This is a genomic window from Pseudomonas sp. PICF141 (genome assembly GCF_002286815.1).
Lineage (GTDB): Bacteria > Pseudomonadota > Gammaproteobacteria > Pseudomonadales > Pseudomonadaceae > Aquipseudomonas.
In genome coordinates this window covers 39,660-57,982 of sequence record NZ_MUNM01000024.1, presented here as the reverse complement: position 1 = coordinate 57,982, position 18,323 = coordinate 39,660, and the positions used below count along the sequence as shown (strand labels likewise).

Below are 18,323 nucleotides of genomic sequence, written 5' to 3'. Positions count from 1 at the left end.
GCGGACAATCACAAAAAAGCCCTGCGCAAAGGCAGGGCTGCGTCGTGTCAGGTTCAGCTCAAGGCTTGTCCTTGCCGCGCCGCTTGGGGCCTGCGGGTTGATCTTGCAGCACCGATGCCACCTCAATCGCCAACGCTTGTGTAGGGAAAGGCCCGGCAATATTCTCGCCGCCGACGCTGTCTACCCACCACTGGCCGTCTTTTGCCTGATTGATCAGGTACCCGTTAACGCTTTTTGCTGCCGACATCTATCTGCCTCGCTGGCTGGTTCAATCGCGCAATGATAGCGCCAAATGCCCTCAACGGGTGCCGATGCGTGTAGGGTGGGGCCAATTGCCTTTGCGATGAGGCCGCACGGATCTGCCGATCTCTGCTATCTATAAGAGGTTGTGCAATGTATCTGCGGAACTATCCATCAGAATATTTCTCTATGATGGCATCGGTTAGCCAGCGCGGGGCATTGTAAGGTGCACGCCGCCTGATTAGACTGCGCCGAAACTCGTACACACAGCCCTTTCAAGGACTTATATGATCAAGAAATGCTTGTTCCCAGCAGCCGGTTACGGTACTCGCTTCCTGCCAGCGACTAAAGCCATGCCCAAAGAAATGCTGCCGGTGGTAAACAAGCCACTGATCCAGTACGGCGTTGAAGAAGCACTGGACGCCGGGTTGACCGAAATCTCCATCGTCACCGGTCGTGGCAAGCGTGCTCTGGAAGACCACTTCGATATCAGCTACGAGCTGGAAAACCAGATCAAGGGCACCGACAAAGAGAAATACCTGGTCGGTATCCGCAAACTGCTCGACGAGTGCTCGTTCTCCTACACTCGCCAGACCGAAATGAAAGGCTTGGGCCACGCGATTCTGACGGGCCGCCCACTGATCGGCGACGAACCGTTTGCCGTAGTACTGGCGGATGACCTGTGCGTAAACCTGGAAGGCGACGGTGTACTGACCCAAATGGTCAAGCTGTACAAGCAGTTCCGCTGCTCGATCGTTGCCATTCAGGAAGTCGACCCGCAAGAAACGCACAAGTACGGTGTGATTGCCGGTGAGATGATCCGCGACGACATCTACCGCGTTCACAGCATGGTTGAAAAACCAAAGCCTGAAGATGCACCGTCGAACCTGGCGATCATCGGCCGTTACATCCTGACCCCGGACATCTTCGACCTGATCGAACAGACCGAACCAGGCAAGGGCGGCGAAATCCAGATCACCGACGCCCTGATGAAGCAGGCACAGAACGGCTGTGTCATGGCCTACAAGTTCAAAGGCAAGCGTTTCGACTGCGGTGGCGCCGAAGGCTACATCGACGCGACCAACTTCTGCTTCGAGAACTTCTACAAGACGGGCAAGGCCTACTGATAGCGCCTGAGCTTGTATTGAAAAGCCACCTTCGGGTGGCTTTTTCATTTTCCGGCCCCCAAATAGTTTGCAACGTTTGCCCAACGGCCGCCCGCAGGTATGCTGGTGGCCTGCCGAGGAGATAGAAATGGCCTACGATTTTGACCTGTATGTGATTGGCGCCGGTTCCGGCGGTGTGCGGGCTGCGCGGTTTGCGGCCGGTTTCGGCGCGAAAGTCGCCGTGGCCGAGAGCCGCTACCTGGGCGGTACGTGTGTAAACGTCGGTTGCGTGCCGAAAAAATTGCTGGTCTACGGTGCGCACTTCGCCGAAGACTTCGAGCAATCGCAAGGCTTCGGCTGGACCCCGGGCGAGGCGAAGTTCGATTGGGCGACGTTGATCGCCAACAAGGATCGCGAAATCAATCGCCTGAACGGCATCTATCGCAACCTGCTGGTCAACAGCGGCGTGACCTTGCATGAAGGCCACGCGAAAATCGTCGATCCACATACCGTCGAGTTCGATGGCAAACACTACACCGCCCAAAATATCCTGATCGCTACCGGTGGCTGGCCGCAGATCCCGCAGATTCCGGGGCACGAGCACGCGATCAGTTCCAACCAGGCGTTCTTCCTTAAAGAGTTGCCCAAACGCGTTCTGGTGGTGGGTGGTGGTTATATTGCGGTGGAGTTTGCCGGGATTTTCCACGGGCTGGGCGCTGAAACCACCCTGTTGTATCGCGGTGATCTGTTTCTGCGCGGCTTCGATGGTGCGGTGCGCAAGCATTTGCAGGAAGAGCTGACCAAGCGCGGCATGGGCCTGCAATTCAATGCCGACATCGAGCGCATCGACAAGCAAGCCGATGGCAGCCTGATAGCTACGCTCAAGGACGGTCGTAAGCTGGAGGCGGATTGTGTGTTCTATGCCACTGGCCGGCGTCCGATGCTCGATAATCTGGGGCTGGAAAACACTGGCGTCAAACTCGACCAGAAAGGTTTTGTCGAGGTTGATGAGCTGTATCAAACCGCAGAGCCATCGATCCTGGCTCTCGGTGACGTGATCGGTCGTGTGCAATTGACGCCGGTCGCGCTGGCCGAAGGCATGGCAGTGGCGCGGCGCTTGTTCAAGCCCGAGCAATATCGCCCGGTGGATTACAAGATGATCCCGACCGCCGTGTTCAGCTTGCCGAACATCGGCACTGTCGGCCTGACCGAAGAAGAGGCGCGAGAAGCCGGGCACGAGGTAGTGATCTTCGAAAGCCGTTTCCGGCCGATGAAGCTGACCCTGACCGAGTGCCAGGAACGCACCTTGATGAAGCTGGTGGTGGACGCCAAGACCGATAAGGTCCTGGGCTGCCACATGGTCGGTCCGGAGGCTGGCGAAATTGTCCAGGGATTGGCAATTGCGCTGAAGGCGGGCGCGACCAAGCGTGACTTCGACGAAACCATCGGCGTGCATCCGACTGCCGCCGAAGAGTTCGTCACCATGCGCACGCCGGTCGCGAGTTAATCGTCCTTACGCGCTGATGCGTCTGGCCCTGTCGCAACGACAGCGGCCAGTCGCGCGCTTTCATCCAGGCTTGCCTGCAACTTGATCAGTTCAATTTCCAGTGATTTGTTGATATGCGACTGTTCGTCGATGCTCTGCTTGAGTGACTGATTTTCCAGCAGGGCAATGCGCAAGCGTTCCTGGAGTAGGGTGCGTTCGCTGTCGATACGGTTGACCTGTTCCAGCAACTGATCCTGTCGGCTGTTGGTGTGCTTGAGTTGCTCTTGCGACAGGCTCAACTCTCGCAACGTTCCGCGGTTTTCCGTCAACAAGCGCTCGTTGTCGCGATGCAGTTGGGTGATTTCATCCTGGCGAACCAACGCGCTTTGTTGTGCCTGACGCAACTCCATCTGAATCTGCTGAACCTGACCTTCGTGGCGGCGCTGTTCTTGCTCGCGCTGGTCTTTGACGGCATTGCGGTAGTGCTCCAGTGCTTCGCGAGCGTGCAGGTGCTTTTCTTCCAGCGAGCGAATCTGCTCCTCCTTGTCCTGCAAGCGTAATTCGAAATCCGCCAGCGCCTGATTCAATCCAGCGTTGCGGGTCTGCTCGCCTTGCAGCATGGAGCGGGCGTCTTGCAGTTCTGCCGATTCCTGGGTCAGCGCCAGGCTTTGAATTTCGTATTGCTGCTGCAATTCGGTATTGGTTTCGTGCGCCTCGTGCAGCTGGGTGTCCAGCTCTTTTCGTTGTTGCTCGAACTGTTCGCGTGCCTGATCGATGGGCTCTTGTGCCTGTTCTTTCAGGCGTTGTGCCAGGCGCGACACCAGGCTTGTCAGCTCATCGTCGATAGGCTCGGAAGGTGCTTGTGCGGGCTCGGTGCCGTCCTCGAGCTCCTTCATATAGCGATGGATGGTGGTTTTTGAACCGGTATTGCCCATCTCGATTCGCACTGCATCGATGCTTGGGTGTTCGCCCCGGGCGAGGATTGCTGAGCGTGCTGCTTGCACCAATGCCTTGTTTACGCCGCCACGTGCCATGAATACTCCTACGATTTGATACTGTGGTACGTACCACTAATATATGCACGATACCATGATATGGTAAAAGTTAAAAATTCGTGATTTATCATGCGGGATATACTGGTATTACCCCGTGTGATGCGCTGTAATCCAGGTTTCATCCGCCAAAACGGTACGTTTTAGAGAGCTGGACCCATGACTGAGCTGGATCGCTACCTGCAAGCCGCCACCCGCGACAACACCCGTCGCAGCTATCGCGCGGCCATCGAGCATTTCGAAGTCAATTGGGGCGGGTTCCTGCCCGCGACCAGTGACAGCGTGGCGCGCTATCTCGTGGCCTACGCAGGCGTCTTGTCGATCAATACCTTGAAGTTGCGCTTGTCCGCGCTGGCCCAGTGGCACAACAGTCAGGGGTTTGCCGATCCCACCAAGGCGCCGGTGGTGCGCAAGGTTTTCAAGGGCATTCGCGCCCTGCACCCGGCGCAGGAGAAACAGGCCGAGCCATTGCAGCTTCAGCAGCTGGAGCACGTGGTGGCCTGGCTGGAGCAGGAAGCCCAAACCGCCAAGGAACAAGGCGATCAACCAGGTTTGCTGCGGGCCAAGCGCGACACGGCGTTGATCCTGCTGGGCTTTTGGCGCGGTTTCCGTAGCGATGAGTTGTGTCGCCTGCAGATCGAACATGTGCGGGCCAGCGCCGGCTCAGGCATCACCCTTTACCTGCCTCGCAGCAAGAGCGACCGCGACAACCTCGGTCAGACGTACCAGACGCCAGCCTTGCAGCGTTTGTGTCCGGTGCAGGCCTACATTCAATGGATCACTGAAGCCGCGCTGGTTCGCGGGCCGGTATTTCGGGGTATTGACCGCTGGGGCCATTTGAGCGAGGAGGGATTGCATGCCAACAGCGTAATCCCGTTGTTGCGCCAGGCCCTGGAGCGCGCCGGTATTGCGGCTGAGCATTACACCAGCCACTCCTTACGGCGTGGGTTTGCCACCTGGGCTCATCAAAACGGTTGGGATTTGAAGTCGTTGATGAATTACGTGGGCTGGAAGGATATGAAGTCCGCCATGCGCTATGTTGAATCCAGCCCGTTTATCGGGATGACCCGCATCGCTGAAAAGCCATTGACGCTGTAGATCACGTTTTCTTCTATTAATACTGTCTGCTAATAGCGAAAACCAATCAGCAACATCAGGTTTGCCAATGAGCCAATCGGCGATCGACTGGTTAGGATTCACGCCATCAACTTCTTAACCCCTGACGGAGAGTCAACGATGCCTATCATCAATAGCCAAGTTAAACCGTTCAAAGCTACCGCCTACAAAAATGGCGACTTCGTACAAGTGTCGGACGCTGACCTGAAAGGCAAGTGGTCTGTCGTGTTCTTCTACCCAGCCGACTTCACCTTCGTTTGCCCGACCGAACTGGAAGACCTGGCTGACAACTACGCCGAGTTCCAGAAACTGGGCGTCGAGATCTACAGCGTTTCCACCGATACTCACTTTGCCCACGCTGCCTGGCACAACACTTCGCCAGCCATCGGCAAAATCCAGTACACCATGATCGGCGACCCTACTCACGCTATCTCGCGCAACTTCGACGTGCTGATCGAAGAAGCTGGTCTGGCGGACCGTGGCACCTTCGTGATCAATCCGGAAGGCCAGATCAAAATCGTTGAACTCAACGACGGCGGTGTAGGTCGTGATGCTTCCGAGCTGCTGCGCAAAATCAAGGCTGCTCAGTACGTTGCTGCTCACCCAGGCCAGGTTTGCCCTGCCAAGTGGAAAGAAGGCGAGGCCACTCTGGCTCCGTCCCTGGACCTGGTCGGCAAGATCTAAGTCTGTGACGCGCTTCACCAGGGCGGAACTCCGCACCTCCTAAGTAAGCTGCACCGCCCTCAAAAACGCCCGGGCGAGATTCGCTCGGGCGTTTTTTTTCGACACGAATAAAGGAAATCGCCCGTATGTTGGACGCCAATCTTAAAGCCCAGTTGAAATCGTACCTGGAACGGGTCACCCAGCCGATCGAGATCGTTGCCTCCCTCGATGACGGTGCGAAATCCCAGGAAATGCTCGCATTACTCAAAGACGTTGCCAGTCTTTCTACCCAGATTACGTTGCTCGACAACGGTGACGACGCACGCAAACCATCGTTCTCGATCAACCGCCCGGGAGCCGACATCAGCCTGCGTTTCGCCGGTATCCCGATGGGCCACGAATTCACATCCTTGGTGCTGGCCCTGCTGCAAGTGGGCGGCCACCCATCGAAGGCCGGCGTTGAAGTGATCGAACAGATCCGCTCGCTCAAAGGCGAGTTCCACTTCGAGACTTACTTCTCGCTGTCGTGCCAGAACTGCCCGGACGTTGTCCAGGCATTGAACCTGATGGCCGTGCTGAACCCGAACATCCGTCACGTCGCCATCGACGGCGCGCTGTTTCAGGCTGAAGTCGACGAGCGCCAGATCATGGCCGTGCCAAGCATTTACCTGAATGGCGTCAACTTCGGCCAGGGCCGCATGGGCCTGGAAGAGATTCTCGCCAAGATCGACACCAGCGGCATCGAGCGTCAAGCCGAGAAAATCAGCGCCAAGGAAGCCTTTGATGTATTGGTCGTCGGCGGTGGCCCGGCCGGTGCTTCGGCGGCGATCTACGCTGCTCGTAAAGGCATTCGCACCGGTGTGGCGGCGGAACGTTTTGGTGGGCAGGTGCTCGACACCATGGCCATCGAGAACTTCATCTCGGTGCAGGAAACCGAAGGGCCGAAACTGGCTGTGGCGCTGGAAGAACACGTCAAGCAGTACGACGTGGACATCATGAATCTGCAACGCGCCGACAAGCTGGTGCCAGGCCAGAATGGCGAGCTGCACGAAATCCATTTCGCCAGCGGCGCTTCTTTGAAAGCCAAGACCGTGATTTTGGCGACCGGCGCCCGGTGGCGTGAAATGAATGTTCCCGGTGAACAGCAATACCGCAACAAGGGCGTGGCGTACTGCCCGCACTGTGACGGTCCGTTGTTCAAAGGCAAGCGTGTGGCAGTGATTGGCGGCGGTAACTCCGGCGTTGAAGCGGCCATCGACCTGGCCGGTATCGTGTCCCACGTGACCCTGCTGGAGTTCGACGTACAACTGCGCGCCGATGCCGTGCTGCAACGCAAGTTGCACAGCCTGCCGAATGTGACCGTGATCACCAGTGCGCAAACCACTGAAGTGACCGGCGATGGCCAAAAGGTCAACGGCTTGCGCTACAAGGATCGTCAGTCGGACGAGTTGCGCACTGTCGAGCTGGAAGGGATCTTTGTGCAGATCGGTCTGTTGCCTAACACCGACTGGCTCAAAGGCACCATCGAGCTGTCGCCGCGTGGCGAGATCATCGTCGATGCCCGCGGTGAAACGTCGATGCCTGGCGTGTTCGCGGCCGGTGACGTGACCACTGTGCCGTACAAGCAGATCGTGATTGCAGTGGGCGAGGGCGCCAAGGCTTCCCTGAGTGCATTCGATCACTTGATTCGCACCTCGGCGCCGGCATAAACGCCGACGCCGAAAACACAAAACCCCATGAATGATCATGGGGTTTTTTTGTGTCTTGCTCTGATCGTTACCACACAGAGCGTGGGAACGATCATTTCTGTGCGTGGGGCTTACAGCGGTGCAGGCTGAATGATTTCGACCCAGTAACCGTCCGGGTCCTTGATGAAGGCCAGGCTTTTCATGCGACCGTCGTTCAGGCGCTTCTGGAAATCGCAGCCCAGCGCTTCAAAACGCTCGCACGCGGCGCGAATGTCCGGCACCGAAATGCAGATATGGCCGAAGCCTCGTGGGTCGGTGTTGCCATTGTGATAGGCAAAATCCGCGTCGTTCTCGGTGCCGTGGTTGTGAGTCAGCTCAAGAATGCCGGGAATTGACTTCATCCATTCGGTGCGCGCCGCGGCATCGGTCGGGATCTGGTTTTTATCGACCAGCGCCAGGAAATACAGGCTGAATTCGGCTTCCGGGAAATCGCGTTTCTCCACCAGCGAAAAACCCAGAACGCGGGTGTAGAAATCCAGCGATTGAGTAATGTCCTTGACCCGCAGCATGGTGTGGTTGAAGACGAACTTCTGGGTGGCGGTGTCGGGTTGGGCGGTCACACCGGGGAATGTATTGAGTTCGTGCAGGCTCATGGGGCCCTCCGGAAAATCCAAGAATGGTCACAATGATACGCAAGGGCTGCGGCATCGCCAAACCAAAACCGCAGGCTTGCCTGGCGGCCAGGTGAGGCTCAGACTTTACGGCTCAATTCGTGAGTGTCCATTGCAATGACCCGATTCTGTCAAACGATGTTCGTCCTGATGTGTCTGCTTTCAGCTGTTACTCCTGCTTATGCAGAGGCTCCAGTCGTGACCTGGCCAAGCGGGTGGGCCGTCGAGGCTATTGCGCAAGATGAGGCCAAGCCACAGGTATCCCGGCAACGTGCAGTAAAACATGATCAGGACGGCACGCCGGTGATGGTGATGGAGTTGACCATGACGCAAGTGGAAACCGGTCACCAGGTGAATTTGGAAGGCGTGCTGCTGGAAATGCGCAAGTCGGTACAAAAGGACTTTTTTCAGAGTGGGTATCAGAGCGTTTGCACTAAAATTCACCAGACTACCTTGAGCCGGCTATCGGCACTGGAAACTACCTGCACGATTACGCAGAACGGTCGACATGTGTTGTCTCAAACATTGGTCGCCGCGGTAGACGCCGATAAGGCCTATGTTCTTTCCTACGCGGGGCAGGCAGAGGCTTATAAGGCAAGTCAGGACGACATAGCGGCTGCTCGAAACAGCTTGATACTTTAGTTTAAGGTTTGCGTATCAGTAAATTTCAGCGTGTGCGGAATTTTTTAGATAACCAAAGGGATTAGCAAAAAGTTGGGCGATATGTAACGAGTTGATCGGCGACTTTCGTTGCATTTAGACGCGGACCATGAAAAAGCCCTGCATTGCAGGGCTTTTTTATGAGCGCGAGTGCTTAGCCTCGCAGCCAGGAATCAACGGTGGCAGCACCGTATTGTTCCTTCCAGGCTTTCAGGCCGCGATGATTGCCGCCTTTGGTTTCAATCAGTTCACCGGTGTGCGGGTTCTGATAGACCTTGACCACGCGAGCGCGGCGGGTTTTAGGCGCTGCTGCCTGCTGCAGGCCGGATTTTGCCGGGTTCGGATCGAGGATGGCGATGATGTCGCGCAAGCTCTTGCCGTAGGTTTTCATCAGCCCCTGGAGCTTTTCTTCGAATTCGATTTCTTTCTTGAGCCCGGCATCGTTTTTCAGCGACTCCAACTGCTTGAGCTGTTCTTGAAGGGCCTTTTCAGCTGCACGGAATTCAGCGAGTCTGGACAATATCTTTACTCCAATAGTGTGTTTGGCTGATACCAACCGCAAACAAAGCTATAAGCCAAGAGCCTTGAAGCGACTCGGTGATAATGGCGCACCTGCCAATTCAGCACAGGCATGAAAAATTGTAGTAGTTAATCGGCCAAGAGTAAATCCTGACTTTTTCTTCATGTAACAAGAGTAGTCTATTGGTGCGCATCTTCATGACGTTGACCCTTAGAGCGGTTAGTTAACGATCACTTAATGCGCTAATGAAGTCTGCGCCGGGCATCGGTCGAGCAAACAGATAACCTTGCAGGAAGTCCACGCCGTGGGCCGTCAGATAATCACTCTGTTCTACGGTTTCCACGCCTTCGGCAACAATACCCAGATCGAGTTTGGCCGACAGTTCGATGATGCTGTCCAGAATGTGCCGGGACAGGGCGTCGACCCCAATCATGGCGACAAAACTCTGGTCGATTTTCAGAAAGTCCACATTGAATTGACGCAAATAACCCAGGCTTGAGTGGCCCGTTCCGAAGTCATCGATCGCGACCATCACGCCCATCCCGCGAAGCTGTTCGAACAATTGCACAGTGATGGCTGTCGGCTCGATGAGTTCGCGCTCAGTCAGCTCCAGCACCAGGTTGATGCTGCCCGGGGCGAAAGCGCTGAGGAATTCACGGCAGTCTTCGACCAGTTCCAGATCCCGGCAGTGACTGGCGGTGATGTTGATGCCAATGTGAAATGGCTCCGAGAACGAGGCCGACAAGGGTGCCAGCAATACGGCAGTCTGTCTCATCAGGGAGCGAGTCATCGGCACGATCAGCCCGGAATGTTCGGCAAACGGGATGAACAGATCAGGGCGCACAAGGCCTTCTTTGGGATGTTGCCAACGCATCAATACTTCGGCGCCGGACCACTGCTTGTTGGCGCCATGCACCACGGGTTGAAAATAAGGAATGAACTCTGCTGCCTCCAGCGCCCGCTGCATTTCACGGCTCGGCGACATCGAGCGTTTCTGCAGCACATGTCCGATCGAGCCGGACACCACACCAAAAAACATCAATAGACTGAACAGCGGCGGGTACTCACTGCGCATGTAGCGCCAGGTTTCTCCTTCGGGAAAACCTGCGGCGACAGTAAAGGGATAGCGCGAGGATGCCAGTATGTTCTGCGCCACCGGCAAGGTGGGCAGGGCGTCTTCGTGGACCTTGCCGTCGGCCGACAACCAGTAAGGGCCGACTTGCAACAACAATAATGTCTTGCGACCGATCAGGCGCAGCACGTTACTGAGGTGATAACCGTCCAGCGTGGTCAATGCGCCCTGGTCTCCATCGCTCAGCCGATACACCAGCAACGCGGTATGGGGCGTGACAGGGTTGCCGTTCATGAGCCATAGCTTGCCTTGGGTGTAATCGCCGGGATTGATCTTTTCCTGGTACCCACCGAACAACGAACTGCAATAGAGGTTGGTATTCCATACAAGATTGGTCGAGCGCACGAAGGGTCGGCGGGTGACTTGTTCACGCAGGGCCAGTTTGACGTCGTCGCAATTCTGGCCGGCCAGCGGCAGTAGTTCTTGCGCCGCCTGTGCGGTGTTGTCGAGCATCAGCTCGAATTGGCGAACGGCTTCTTCGCCCGTCAGTTCAGTACTTTGCTTGAGCGTACGTTCAGCCTGCAGATAGAGAATGGCGCCCCCCAACACCATCGGGAGCAGTGCGCTCAGAATAGTCACGACGATCCGGGTACCGCGTTTGCGGCGGCTTTTAACGCTCAGTGGCATTCGCAAATCCATCGCGACAAAAGAAGGCTTTCAAAGGCTGGCAGGGCGACCCCCCTTCCAGAAGCGTTCAGCCATGATAGTTGGCCGACAGCACTTATGCCGTTCAATGTTCATTCAGGCTCGAAGCCAGTTTGATAAAGGCCAGCGTCGCAGGTGATGACTGGCGCTGATCGAGCACCGCCAGCCCGACCAAGCGGCTGACCGGTGGCGACAGCGGTTTTCTCACGTAGCGGTTGTCGTTGTGGTCAGGCAAAGAGCCTTCGGCGACAACGGTCAGGGCATCGCCTCGGGCTACGGTGTCCAGCGTGCTGAGCAACTGCGAGCAGCGATACCGAATATTCGGCGTCAACCGCGCGGCATTGAATAAACGCGACACCAGTTCCGAAGAGCCGGCTTCGGTCAGCACAAAAGGGTCGTGGCACAAATCGCTCAAGCTCAAGCTGTCATGACCGGCCAGCGCATGGTCGGCTGGCAACAGCGCGACCATTTGGTCCTCGATCAGTCTGAACGTGTCGAAACGTTCCTGGGGCAACACCACGAAGCCGATATCGATACGCCGTTCTTCCAGCCACTGGATCACCTGGCGATCCGGCCCCTCATCGATATGTACCTCGATGCCCGGGTGTGCGGCGCGGTAACGCTGAAGGATTTTCGGCAGCAGTTTGATCGATGAAGTGGGGCCAAACGAGCCGATGCGCAGGGTGCCGCGTTTCATTCCTCTGGCATCCGCCGCTTCCTGGCGCAACGTGTTGGCCAACCCGAGCATCGCCCGAGCGCGCAATAGCAGCTGCTGGCCGATGTCACTCAGCTCTACCTGAGACTGATGCCGGCGCAGCAGTTCAACGCCCAACTCCTGTTCCAGCGACTTGAGTGCGTGGGATACCGCGGATTGGGAAATCTCCAAGCGATGGGCCGCCGCCGTGAAGCCGCGCAGTTCGGCGACCAGCGAAAAAATCTCGAGTTGCGTAAGAGTCATGAGTGTTTACTCATTTTACGATGATCTGGCATTAGTCGAATGATACGCCATGTGCCGAGGGCGGTCTCGCAGATCCCTGATCTTGCGACTGCTGCGCAGCCGAACGCAGCCTCGCGGGCTCGGCAGCTGCTACGGGTGCGTTATGGCTTACTGACTGGTTATGCCATGTACCCGATTTCTGATGGGGAGACTTAATGACTACGTACGAACAGACACTTGCGAAAACTTCTGATGTACCGGTTTATTTGAAACTGGCTGCGGTCACCATGATCTGGGGCGGGACGTTCGTCGCCGGGCGATTTCTGGCCGACAGCCTTAGCCCGTTATTGGCCGCGAGCCTGCGGTTCTTGCTGGCGAGCGTGGCGTTGCTGCTGTTTTTGCTGCTGGCGCGGGTGCCTTTGGTGCGACCCAATCCTGGGCAATGGCTACAACTGATGCTGCTGGGTTTTTTCGGCATCTTCTTCTACAACCTGTGCTTCTTTTACGGGCTGCACTACATCAATGCATCACGGGCGTCGTTGATCGTGGCGTTGAATCCGGCTGTGATTGGCCTGGCGTCGTGGCTGTTGTTCAAGGAACGACTGAGCGGGGCAAAAGTGGCCGGTATTGCGATCTGCATTGCCGGCGCCAGCCTGGTGATCGTCAGCCGTAATCCGCAATTGCTGGCCGGTGGTACGGATGCCTGGATCGGCGATCTGCTGATTTTCGGCTGCGTGCTCGGCTGGGGCATTTATTCCTTGTTCTCCAAAGGCCTGAATCAAACGTTGGGGCCGGTGCAGACAGTGACGTACTCGATTTTGCTGGGCACGCTGATGCTGTGGGTGACCAGCGCCGTGCGGGGTGAGCTGAATGTCGCGGCGTTGGCTGAACTCGGCACGCAACAATGGTTGAGCCTGTTGTACCTGGGCGTACTGGGTTCGGCATTGGCCTATATTGGCTATTACGACGGCATCCGCAAAATCGGTGCGACGCGTTCGGGTGTGTTCATTGCCTTGAACCCGCTGACCGCCGTTCTGTTTGGCGCATTGTTGCTGGGCGAGCAATTGACCCCGGTGATGTATCTGGGCGGAGGACTGATTCTGGCGGGGATTTTTCTGTGCAACAAACCGCTTGCGCAAGCCGCAAAAAGGGGGATTTTATAAGAAGGCGGACAAATTGATTTACGCTGTGTAGAATCGGTTTACGCATATAAGAATAATCGTCTTCTGGCAGCAGAAGCCTCGCCCGTAATAGCCTTGGGTCGACAATGAAGAGTTTTGGGTTTCAATTGATCTACGGTGACTTCCTCGCCCGCAGCGTGCGGGGCATCTCCTGCGCGCCACCCGCCAGTCTCAGCATTGCTAGCAACTAACGATCGGTTAATTGATAAGAAATGATGAGGCGCCAAAATGGCAGATTTATACGAAAACCCAATGGGCCTGATGGGCTTTGAGTTCATCGAATTCGCATCGCCAACCCCTAACACCCTGGAGCCGATCTTCCAGATCATGGGCTTCACCAAGGTCGCGACCCACCGTTCCAAAGACGTGCACCTGTATCGCCAGGGCCAGATCAACCTGATCCTCAACAATGAGCCCAACAGTGTGGCGTCGTACTTCGCGGCCGAGCATGGCCCGTCGGTGTGCGGCATGGCGTTCCGGGTCAAGGATTCGCAAAAGGCCTACAAGCGTGCCCTGGAACTCGGCGCCCAGCCGATCCACATCGAAACCGGCCCGATGGAACTGCACCTTCCAGCGATCAAGGGCATTGGCGGCGCGCCGCTGTACCTGATCGACCGTTTTGGTGAAGGCAGTTCGATTTACGACATCGACTTCGTGTTCATCGAAGGCGTGGACCGCAATCCGGTCGGGGCCGGCCTGAAAATCATCGATCACCTGACCCACAACGTGTATCGCGGGCGCATGGCCTACTGGGCCAACTTCTACGAGAAGCTGTTCAACTTCCGTGAAATCCGTTACTTCGACATCAAAGGCGAATACACCGGCCTGACCTCCAAGGCCATGACCGCGCCGGACGGCATGATCCGTATCCCGCTGAACGAAGAGTCGTCCAAGGGCGCCGGGCAGATCGAAGAGTTCCTGATGCAGTTCAACGGTGAAGGCATCCAGCACGTGGCCTTCCTCAGCGATGACCTGATCAAGACCTGGGATCACTTGAAAAGCATCGGCATGCGTTTCATGACGCCACCGCCAGACACTTATTACGAAATGCTCGAAGGCCGTTTGCCGAACCACGGCGAACCGGTCAACGAATTGCAAGCGCGGGGCATTCTGCTGGACGGTTCGTCCGAACCGGGGGACAAACGTCTGCTGTTGCAGATTTTCTCGGAAACCCTGATGGGGCCGGTGTTCTTTGAATTCATCCAGCGTAAAGGCGACGATGGTTTCGGCGAAGGCAACTTCAAGGCACTGTTCGAATCCATCGAGCGTGACCAGGTTCGTCGGGGCGTGCTCTCTACCGATTAACCCGGCTCAGGCGTGAAAAAACCCGGTCAGCAGCAATGCTGGCCGGGCTTTTTTTTGGATCATGCAAAACCATTTTTGGATCATGCAAAAACCACTGTAGGAGCGAGGCTTGCCCGCGAAGGGGACCTTGAAGACGCTAAAAGCTTCGCGGGCAAGCCTCGCTCCTACAATTACATTGGCCGGCGTCGTTGCCGGACCAGATGCTTGAACCCTTCAAACACCAACACCACCACCGCCAACCAGATCGGAATGTAGGTCAGCCATTCGCCGGCCTTGATGCTTTCGCCCAACAGTAACGCAACGCCGAGCAACAGCACCGGCTCGACATAACTCAACAACCCGAACAGGCTGAACGGCAGCAGACGGCTGGCAATGATATAGACCACCAGCGCCGAAGCACTGATCACGCCGAGCAGCGGAATCAGCAGCGACAGCCATGGATGTTGATCAAACACGCCGAACCCTTGTTCACCGCCCAGCACGAACCAGAACGCCACCGGCAGCATCAAGGCCATGTCCAGCCAGAGCCCGCCAAGGTTGTCCGTGGCCAGGCGTTTACGCAGGATGAAATAGATCGGATAGCCGACCACCACCAGCAAGGTCGCCCAGGAAAAACCACCCACCTGATACACCTCGTTGAGCACGCCGAGGATGGCGAAGAACACGGCTATTTTCTGCAGATAGGAAAGGCGCTCGCCATAGACGATTCGCCCGGTCAGGACCATGGACAGGGGCAACAGGAAATACCCCAGCGACACGTCGAGGCTATAACCGTTGAGCGGTGCCCACATGAACAACCAGAGTTGCAGGCCCAACAGCACCGCAGAGCCAATCAGCCCGACAATCAGCTGCGGCTTGCCGGCCAGCCGTCGAACAATCTCGACCACGCGCTCCCATTCGCCGGCCACCACCATGAACACGGTCATGCACGGCGCAGTCAGCAGCATCCGCCAACCGAAGATTTCTACGCCGCTCAAGGGGGAGAGCAGCGATGTGTAGTAATACATGACGGCGAACAGCATCGAGGCTGTAACCGATAGAGCAATACCTTTAGACAAACTGTCCTCGCGAGGTTGAAGGTCAGACGGGGCGCGCAGGATACGTGGTTTTTGTGTTGAATATTGGCCGAGTGATCAATATTTACAACATCCTGCCTGATCCTCAGCCAAAGCATAGTCAGCAGACCAATCCTCAACCTGTGGGAGTTGGCTTGCCTGCTCGTGGGCGAGCCCCCCCCACAGTGACGGTGACCGCCAACAGATATTGTGATCGACACAAAACCCTGTGGGAGCGAGCCCTGCTCGCGATTAATCTCAAGCCGTACGCGGTTTACGCCCAGGCACAAAATGGCTCACGTCATTGAACCCCGGCGTCGAGGCGTGCCCCGGTGTCACCAGCGAATCAATAAACGCCTCGTCCTGCGCCGTGATCTTCACCGCCTGCGCCTTGGTGTAGGCATCCCACTGCTCCTCAGTGCGAGGCCCAACGATGGCTGAAGTCACAGCGCCATTGTTCAGTACCCAGGCAATCGCGAACTCGACGATGCCCACGCCACGATCCTGGGTGTATTCCTGGATCTGTTGGGCAATGCGTAATGACTCCACCCGCCATTCTGTTTCCAGGATGCGTTTGTCCTGACGGCCCGCGCGGCTGTTGGCGTCCGGAGTCACGTCGGGCGCGTATTTGCCGCTGAGCACGCCGCGTGCGAGCGGACTATAGGGCACCACACCGAGGCCATAGTTTTGCGCAGCAGTGATCTGCTCGGTTTCCGCCTGACGATTGACGATGTTGTACAGCGGCTGGCTGATGACCGGCCTGTCGACACCGAGTTTGTCGGCCACACGAATCACCTCGGCAATACGCCAGCCACGGTAGTTCGACAGGCCCCAGTAGCGGATCTTGCCCTGGCGGATCAAATCGCCAATGGCGGACACCGTGACCTCCAGCGGCGTGTTGTGGTCTTCGCGGTGCAGGTAATAGATGTCCAGGTAATCGGTGCCCAACCGCGTCAGGCTGGCATCGATGCCATTGAACAGATGCTTGCGGCTCAGGCCGCTGCGGTTCGGCATTCCGTCCACCGGTCCGAAGCCGACCTTGGTGGCCAGTACCCATTCCTGCCGCCGACTGGCGATCGCTTCGCCGACGATCTCTTCGGAGCGGCCGTTGGTGTACACGTCCGCGGTGTCGATGAAGTTGATGCCCTGGTCCCAGGCCTTGTCGATGATTCGCAGGGAATCTTCGGTGCTGGTCTGTTCGCCGAACATCATGGTGCCCAATGTAAGGGTCGACACCTGTAAACCCGAATGACCCAGCGTGCGATAGCTCATGACGAAATCCTTTTACCGGTCAGAAAGCCCTAATCAAATACCAGAACCGGGACCGGGAGCAATCGGAATTATTGCGCAGTCTCGTGGGCACCCTGTGGCGAGGGGGCTTGCCCCCGTTCGGCTGCGAAGCAGTCGTAAACCCATTACATGCGGTATAACTTTGAAATGCCGGGGCCGCTTCGCGACCCAACGGGGGCAAGCCCCCTCGCCACAAAAGCATCTTTTGATCTTGCCTTTTAAACCCGCAACGTGCGCGTCATGCGCAACGCTAGCAAACTCCCACAAACAATCACGCCCGCCAGCAGATAAAGCGCCGCATCAGTCGACCCGGTGCTGTCCTTGACCCAACCCACCAGGTACGGGCTGAGAAAACCCGCCATCTGCCCCATGGAGTTGATCAACGCCAACCCACCGGCAGCCGCACCCGCGCTGAGCATGGCGGTCGGCACGGGCCAGAACATCGGCAGGCCGGTGAGGGCGCCCATGGTGGCGATGGTCAGCCCGAGAATGGCAATGGCGGGGTTGGCAGCGAAGTTCACCGCAATCAACAGACCCACCGCACCCATCAGCATCGGCACCACCAAGTGCCAGCGGCGTTCTTTGCGCAAGTCCGCCGAACGACCGACCATCAACATGAACACCGCCGCCAGCAGATATGGAATCGCACTAAGCCAACCAATCACCAGGTTATCGCTGAAACCCAGGTTCTTGATGATCGACGGCAACCAGAAATTGATCGCGTAGACACCGCTCTGAATGCAGAAATAAATCAGGCCGAAGGCCCAGATCGCCGGGTTCTTGAACACCGCCAGCAGGGAATCGGTAGCGGTTTTCGGTTTGCTGGCCAGGTCTTGCACGTGATCGGCCTCAAGCACCGAACGCTCGTAAGGGGTCAGCCACTTGGCGTTGGCGTAACTGTCGCTGAGCAGAAAGTAGGCGAGGGCGCCGAGAATAACGGTCGGTATGCCTTGCAGCAGGAACATCCACTGCCAGCCGGCCAAACCAGCCTGGCCTGCGCCGAAGTGGTTGAGGATCCAGCCGGAAAACGGACTGCCAAGCAGACCGGACACCGGGATCGCCGACATGAACAGCGCCATGATGCGGCCACGACGGAACGTCGGGAACCACTGCGAGAGATAAAGCACCACACCCGGGAAGAACCCGGCTTCGGCCGCACCGGTAAACAGGCGCAGGGTGTAGAACTCGGTCGGTGTGGTGACGAATAGCAGGCAGGTCGACAGGGTTCCCCAAGTGATCATCATCAGCGCGATCCAGCGACGCGGGCCGAATCTGGTCAGGGCCAGGTTGCTTGGTACGCCACAGAGTACGTAGCCGATGAAGAAGATCCCGGCGCCGAGGCCGTACACGGTTTCGCTGAATTTCAGTGCGTCGAGCATCTGCAGTTTGGCGAACCCGACGTTCACCCGGTCGAGGTAATTGAACAGGTAACAGATGAAAATGAAGGGAATCAAACGCAGGGTAATGCGCTTGTAGACGGCATGTTTGTCGTCAGCGGTGGCCAGGGTAGCTGCGGCGCTCTGTGACATGGCGGGCTCTCTCTTTATTATGATTTTTTGCGACGCAAGGGTAACGT

17 protein-coding genes are annotated in these 18,323 nt (G+C 57.1%); 8 read left to right on the top strand and 9 right to left on the bottom strand.

Annotation, left to right across the window (positions count from 1 at the left end):
• Nucleotides 1-58: 58 nt before the first annotated feature.
• A complete protein-coding gene (locus BZL43_RS03745; protein ID WP_095631056.1) occupies nt 59-247 on the bottom strand; it encodes a hypothetical protein in 189 nt (62 codons plus the stop codon).
• A gap of 280 nt (nt 248-527) precedes the next feature.
• Between BZL43_RS03745 and galU the strand changes: the two genes are divergently transcribed.
• Both galU and gorA read left to right on the top strand, forming a co-directional pair.
• Entirely contained in the window at nt 528-1,367 is an 840-nt protein-coding gene (gene galU / locus BZL43_RS03740) for a UTP--glucose-1-phosphate uridylyltransferase GalU (RefSeq protein WP_007900040.1), read from the top strand.
• Nucleotides 1,368-1,494: 127 nt separating this feature from the next.
• On the top strand, nt 1,495-2,853 hold the full coding sequence (gene gorA / locus BZL43_RS03735; RefSeq protein ID WP_095631055.1) for a glutathione-disulfide reductase: 1,359 nt from the start codon (nt 1,495-1,497) through the stop codon (nt 2,851-2,853).
• Here gorA and BZL43_RS03730 read toward each other — a convergent pair.
• Nucleotides 2,850-3,866 (bottom strand): DNA-binding protein, encoded by a 1,017-nt coding sequence (locus tag BZL43_RS03730; RefSeq protein ID WP_095631054.1) that lies wholly within the window; start codon nt 3,864-3,866, stop codon nt 2,850-2,852. The genes gorA and BZL43_RS03730 overlap by 4 nt on opposite strands.
• A 177-nt stretch (nt 3,867-4,043) precedes the next feature.
• On the opposite strand from BZL43_RS03730, the gene BZL43_RS03725 reads away from it, so the two are divergent.
• From BZL43_RS03725 to ahpF, 3 genes are all read left to right on the top strand, one after another.
• Nucleotides 4,044-4,982, top strand: a complete 939-nt coding sequence (locus BZL43_RS03725; protein ID WP_095631053.1) for a site-specific integrase — start codon at nt 4,044-4,046, stop codon at nt 4,980-4,982.
• Between the two features lie 138 nt (nt 4,983-5,120).
• On the top strand, nt 5,121-5,684 hold the full coding sequence (ahpC, locus tag BZL43_RS03720; protein ID WP_095631052.1) for an alkyl hydroperoxide reductase subunit C: 564 nt from the start codon (nt 5,121-5,123) through the stop codon (nt 5,682-5,684).
• 125 nt (nt 5,685-5,809) lie between these two features.
• On the top strand, nt 5,810-7,372 hold the full coding sequence (ahpF, locus tag BZL43_RS03715) for an alkyl hydroperoxide reductase subunit F (protein ID WP_095631051.1): 1,563 nt from the start codon (nt 5,810-5,812) through the stop codon (nt 7,370-7,372).
• A gap of 110 nt (nt 7,373-7,482) precedes the next feature.
• On the opposite strand, the gene gloA is transcribed toward ahpF, so the two are convergent.
• Nucleotides 7,483-8,004, bottom strand: a complete 522-nt coding sequence (gene gloA, locus BZL43_RS03710) for a lactoylglutathione lyase (RefSeq protein ID WP_095631050.1) — start codon at nt 8,002-8,004, stop codon at nt 7,483-7,485.
• A gap of 156 nt (nt 8,005-8,160) precedes the next feature.
• On the opposite strand from gloA, the gene BZL43_RS03705 reads away from it, so the two are divergent.
• Entirely contained in the window at nt 8,161-8,664 is a 504-nt protein-coding gene (locus BZL43_RS03705) for a DUF4946 domain-containing protein (RefSeq protein WP_371916199.1), read from the top strand.
• Between the two features lie 172 nt (nt 8,665-8,836).
• On the opposite strand, the gene BZL43_RS03700 is transcribed toward BZL43_RS03705, so the two are convergent.
• The 3 genes from BZL43_RS03700 to BZL43_RS03690 all read right to left on the bottom strand — a co-directional run bounded on the left by BZL43_RS03700 (nt 8,837) and on the right by BZL43_RS03690 (nt 11,937).
• Complete coding sequence (locus BZL43_RS03700) at nt 8,837-9,202, bottom strand: histone-like nucleoid-structuring protein, MvaT/MvaU family (RefSeq protein ID WP_008075430.1); 366 nt, start codon at nt 9,200-9,202, stop codon at nt 8,837-8,839.
• Nucleotides 9,203-9,425: 223 nt separating this feature from the next.
• Complete coding sequence (locus tag BZL43_RS03695; protein WP_095631048.1) at nt 9,426-10,961, bottom strand: EAL domain-containing protein; 1,536 nt, start codon at nt 10,959-10,961, stop codon at nt 9,426-9,428.
• A 103-nt stretch (nt 10,962-11,064) separates the two neighbouring features.
• On the bottom strand, nt 11,065-11,937 hold the full coding sequence (locus tag BZL43_RS03690; protein ID WP_095631047.1) for a LysR family transcriptional regulator: 873 nt from the start codon (nt 11,935-11,937) through the stop codon (nt 11,065-11,067).
• A gap of 194 nt (nt 11,938-12,131) precedes the next feature.
• Here BZL43_RS03690 and BZL43_RS03685 point away from each other — a divergent pair, with 194 nt between their 5' ends.
• Nucleotides 12,132-13,079 (top strand): DMT family transporter, encoded by a 948-nt coding sequence (locus BZL43_RS03685; protein WP_095631046.1) that lies wholly within the window; start codon nt 12,132-12,134, stop codon nt 13,077-13,079.
• 246 nt (nt 13,080-13,325) lie between these two features.
• Complete coding sequence (gene hppD, locus BZL43_RS03680) at nt 13,326-14,402, top strand: 4-hydroxyphenylpyruvate dioxygenase (protein ID WP_095631045.1); 1,077 nt, start codon at nt 13,326-13,328, stop codon at nt 14,400-14,402.
• Nucleotides 14,403-14,572: 170 nt separating this feature from the next.
• On the opposite strand, the gene rarD is transcribed toward hppD, so the two are convergent.
• The 3 genes from rarD to BZL43_RS03665 all read right to left on the bottom strand — a co-directional run bounded on the left by rarD (nt 14,573) and on the right by BZL43_RS03665 (nt 18,276).
• On the bottom strand, nt 14,573-15,460 hold the full coding sequence (gene rarD / locus BZL43_RS03675) for an EamA family transporter RarD (RefSeq protein ID WP_095631044.1): 888 nt from the start codon (nt 15,458-15,460) through the stop codon (nt 14,573-14,575).
• A 255-nt stretch (nt 15,461-15,715) separates the two neighbouring features.
• On the bottom strand, nt 15,716-16,729 hold the full coding sequence (locus tag BZL43_RS03670; RefSeq protein WP_095631043.1) for an aldo/keto reductase: 1,014 nt from the start codon (nt 16,727-16,729) through the stop codon (nt 15,716-15,718).
• Nucleotides 16,730-16,965: 236 nt separating this feature from the next.
• A complete protein-coding gene (locus tag BZL43_RS03665) occupies nt 16,966-18,276 on the bottom strand; it encodes an MFS transporter (RefSeq protein ID WP_095631042.1) in 1,311 nt (436 codons plus the stop codon).
• Nucleotides 18,277-18,323: the final 47 nt, after the last annotated feature.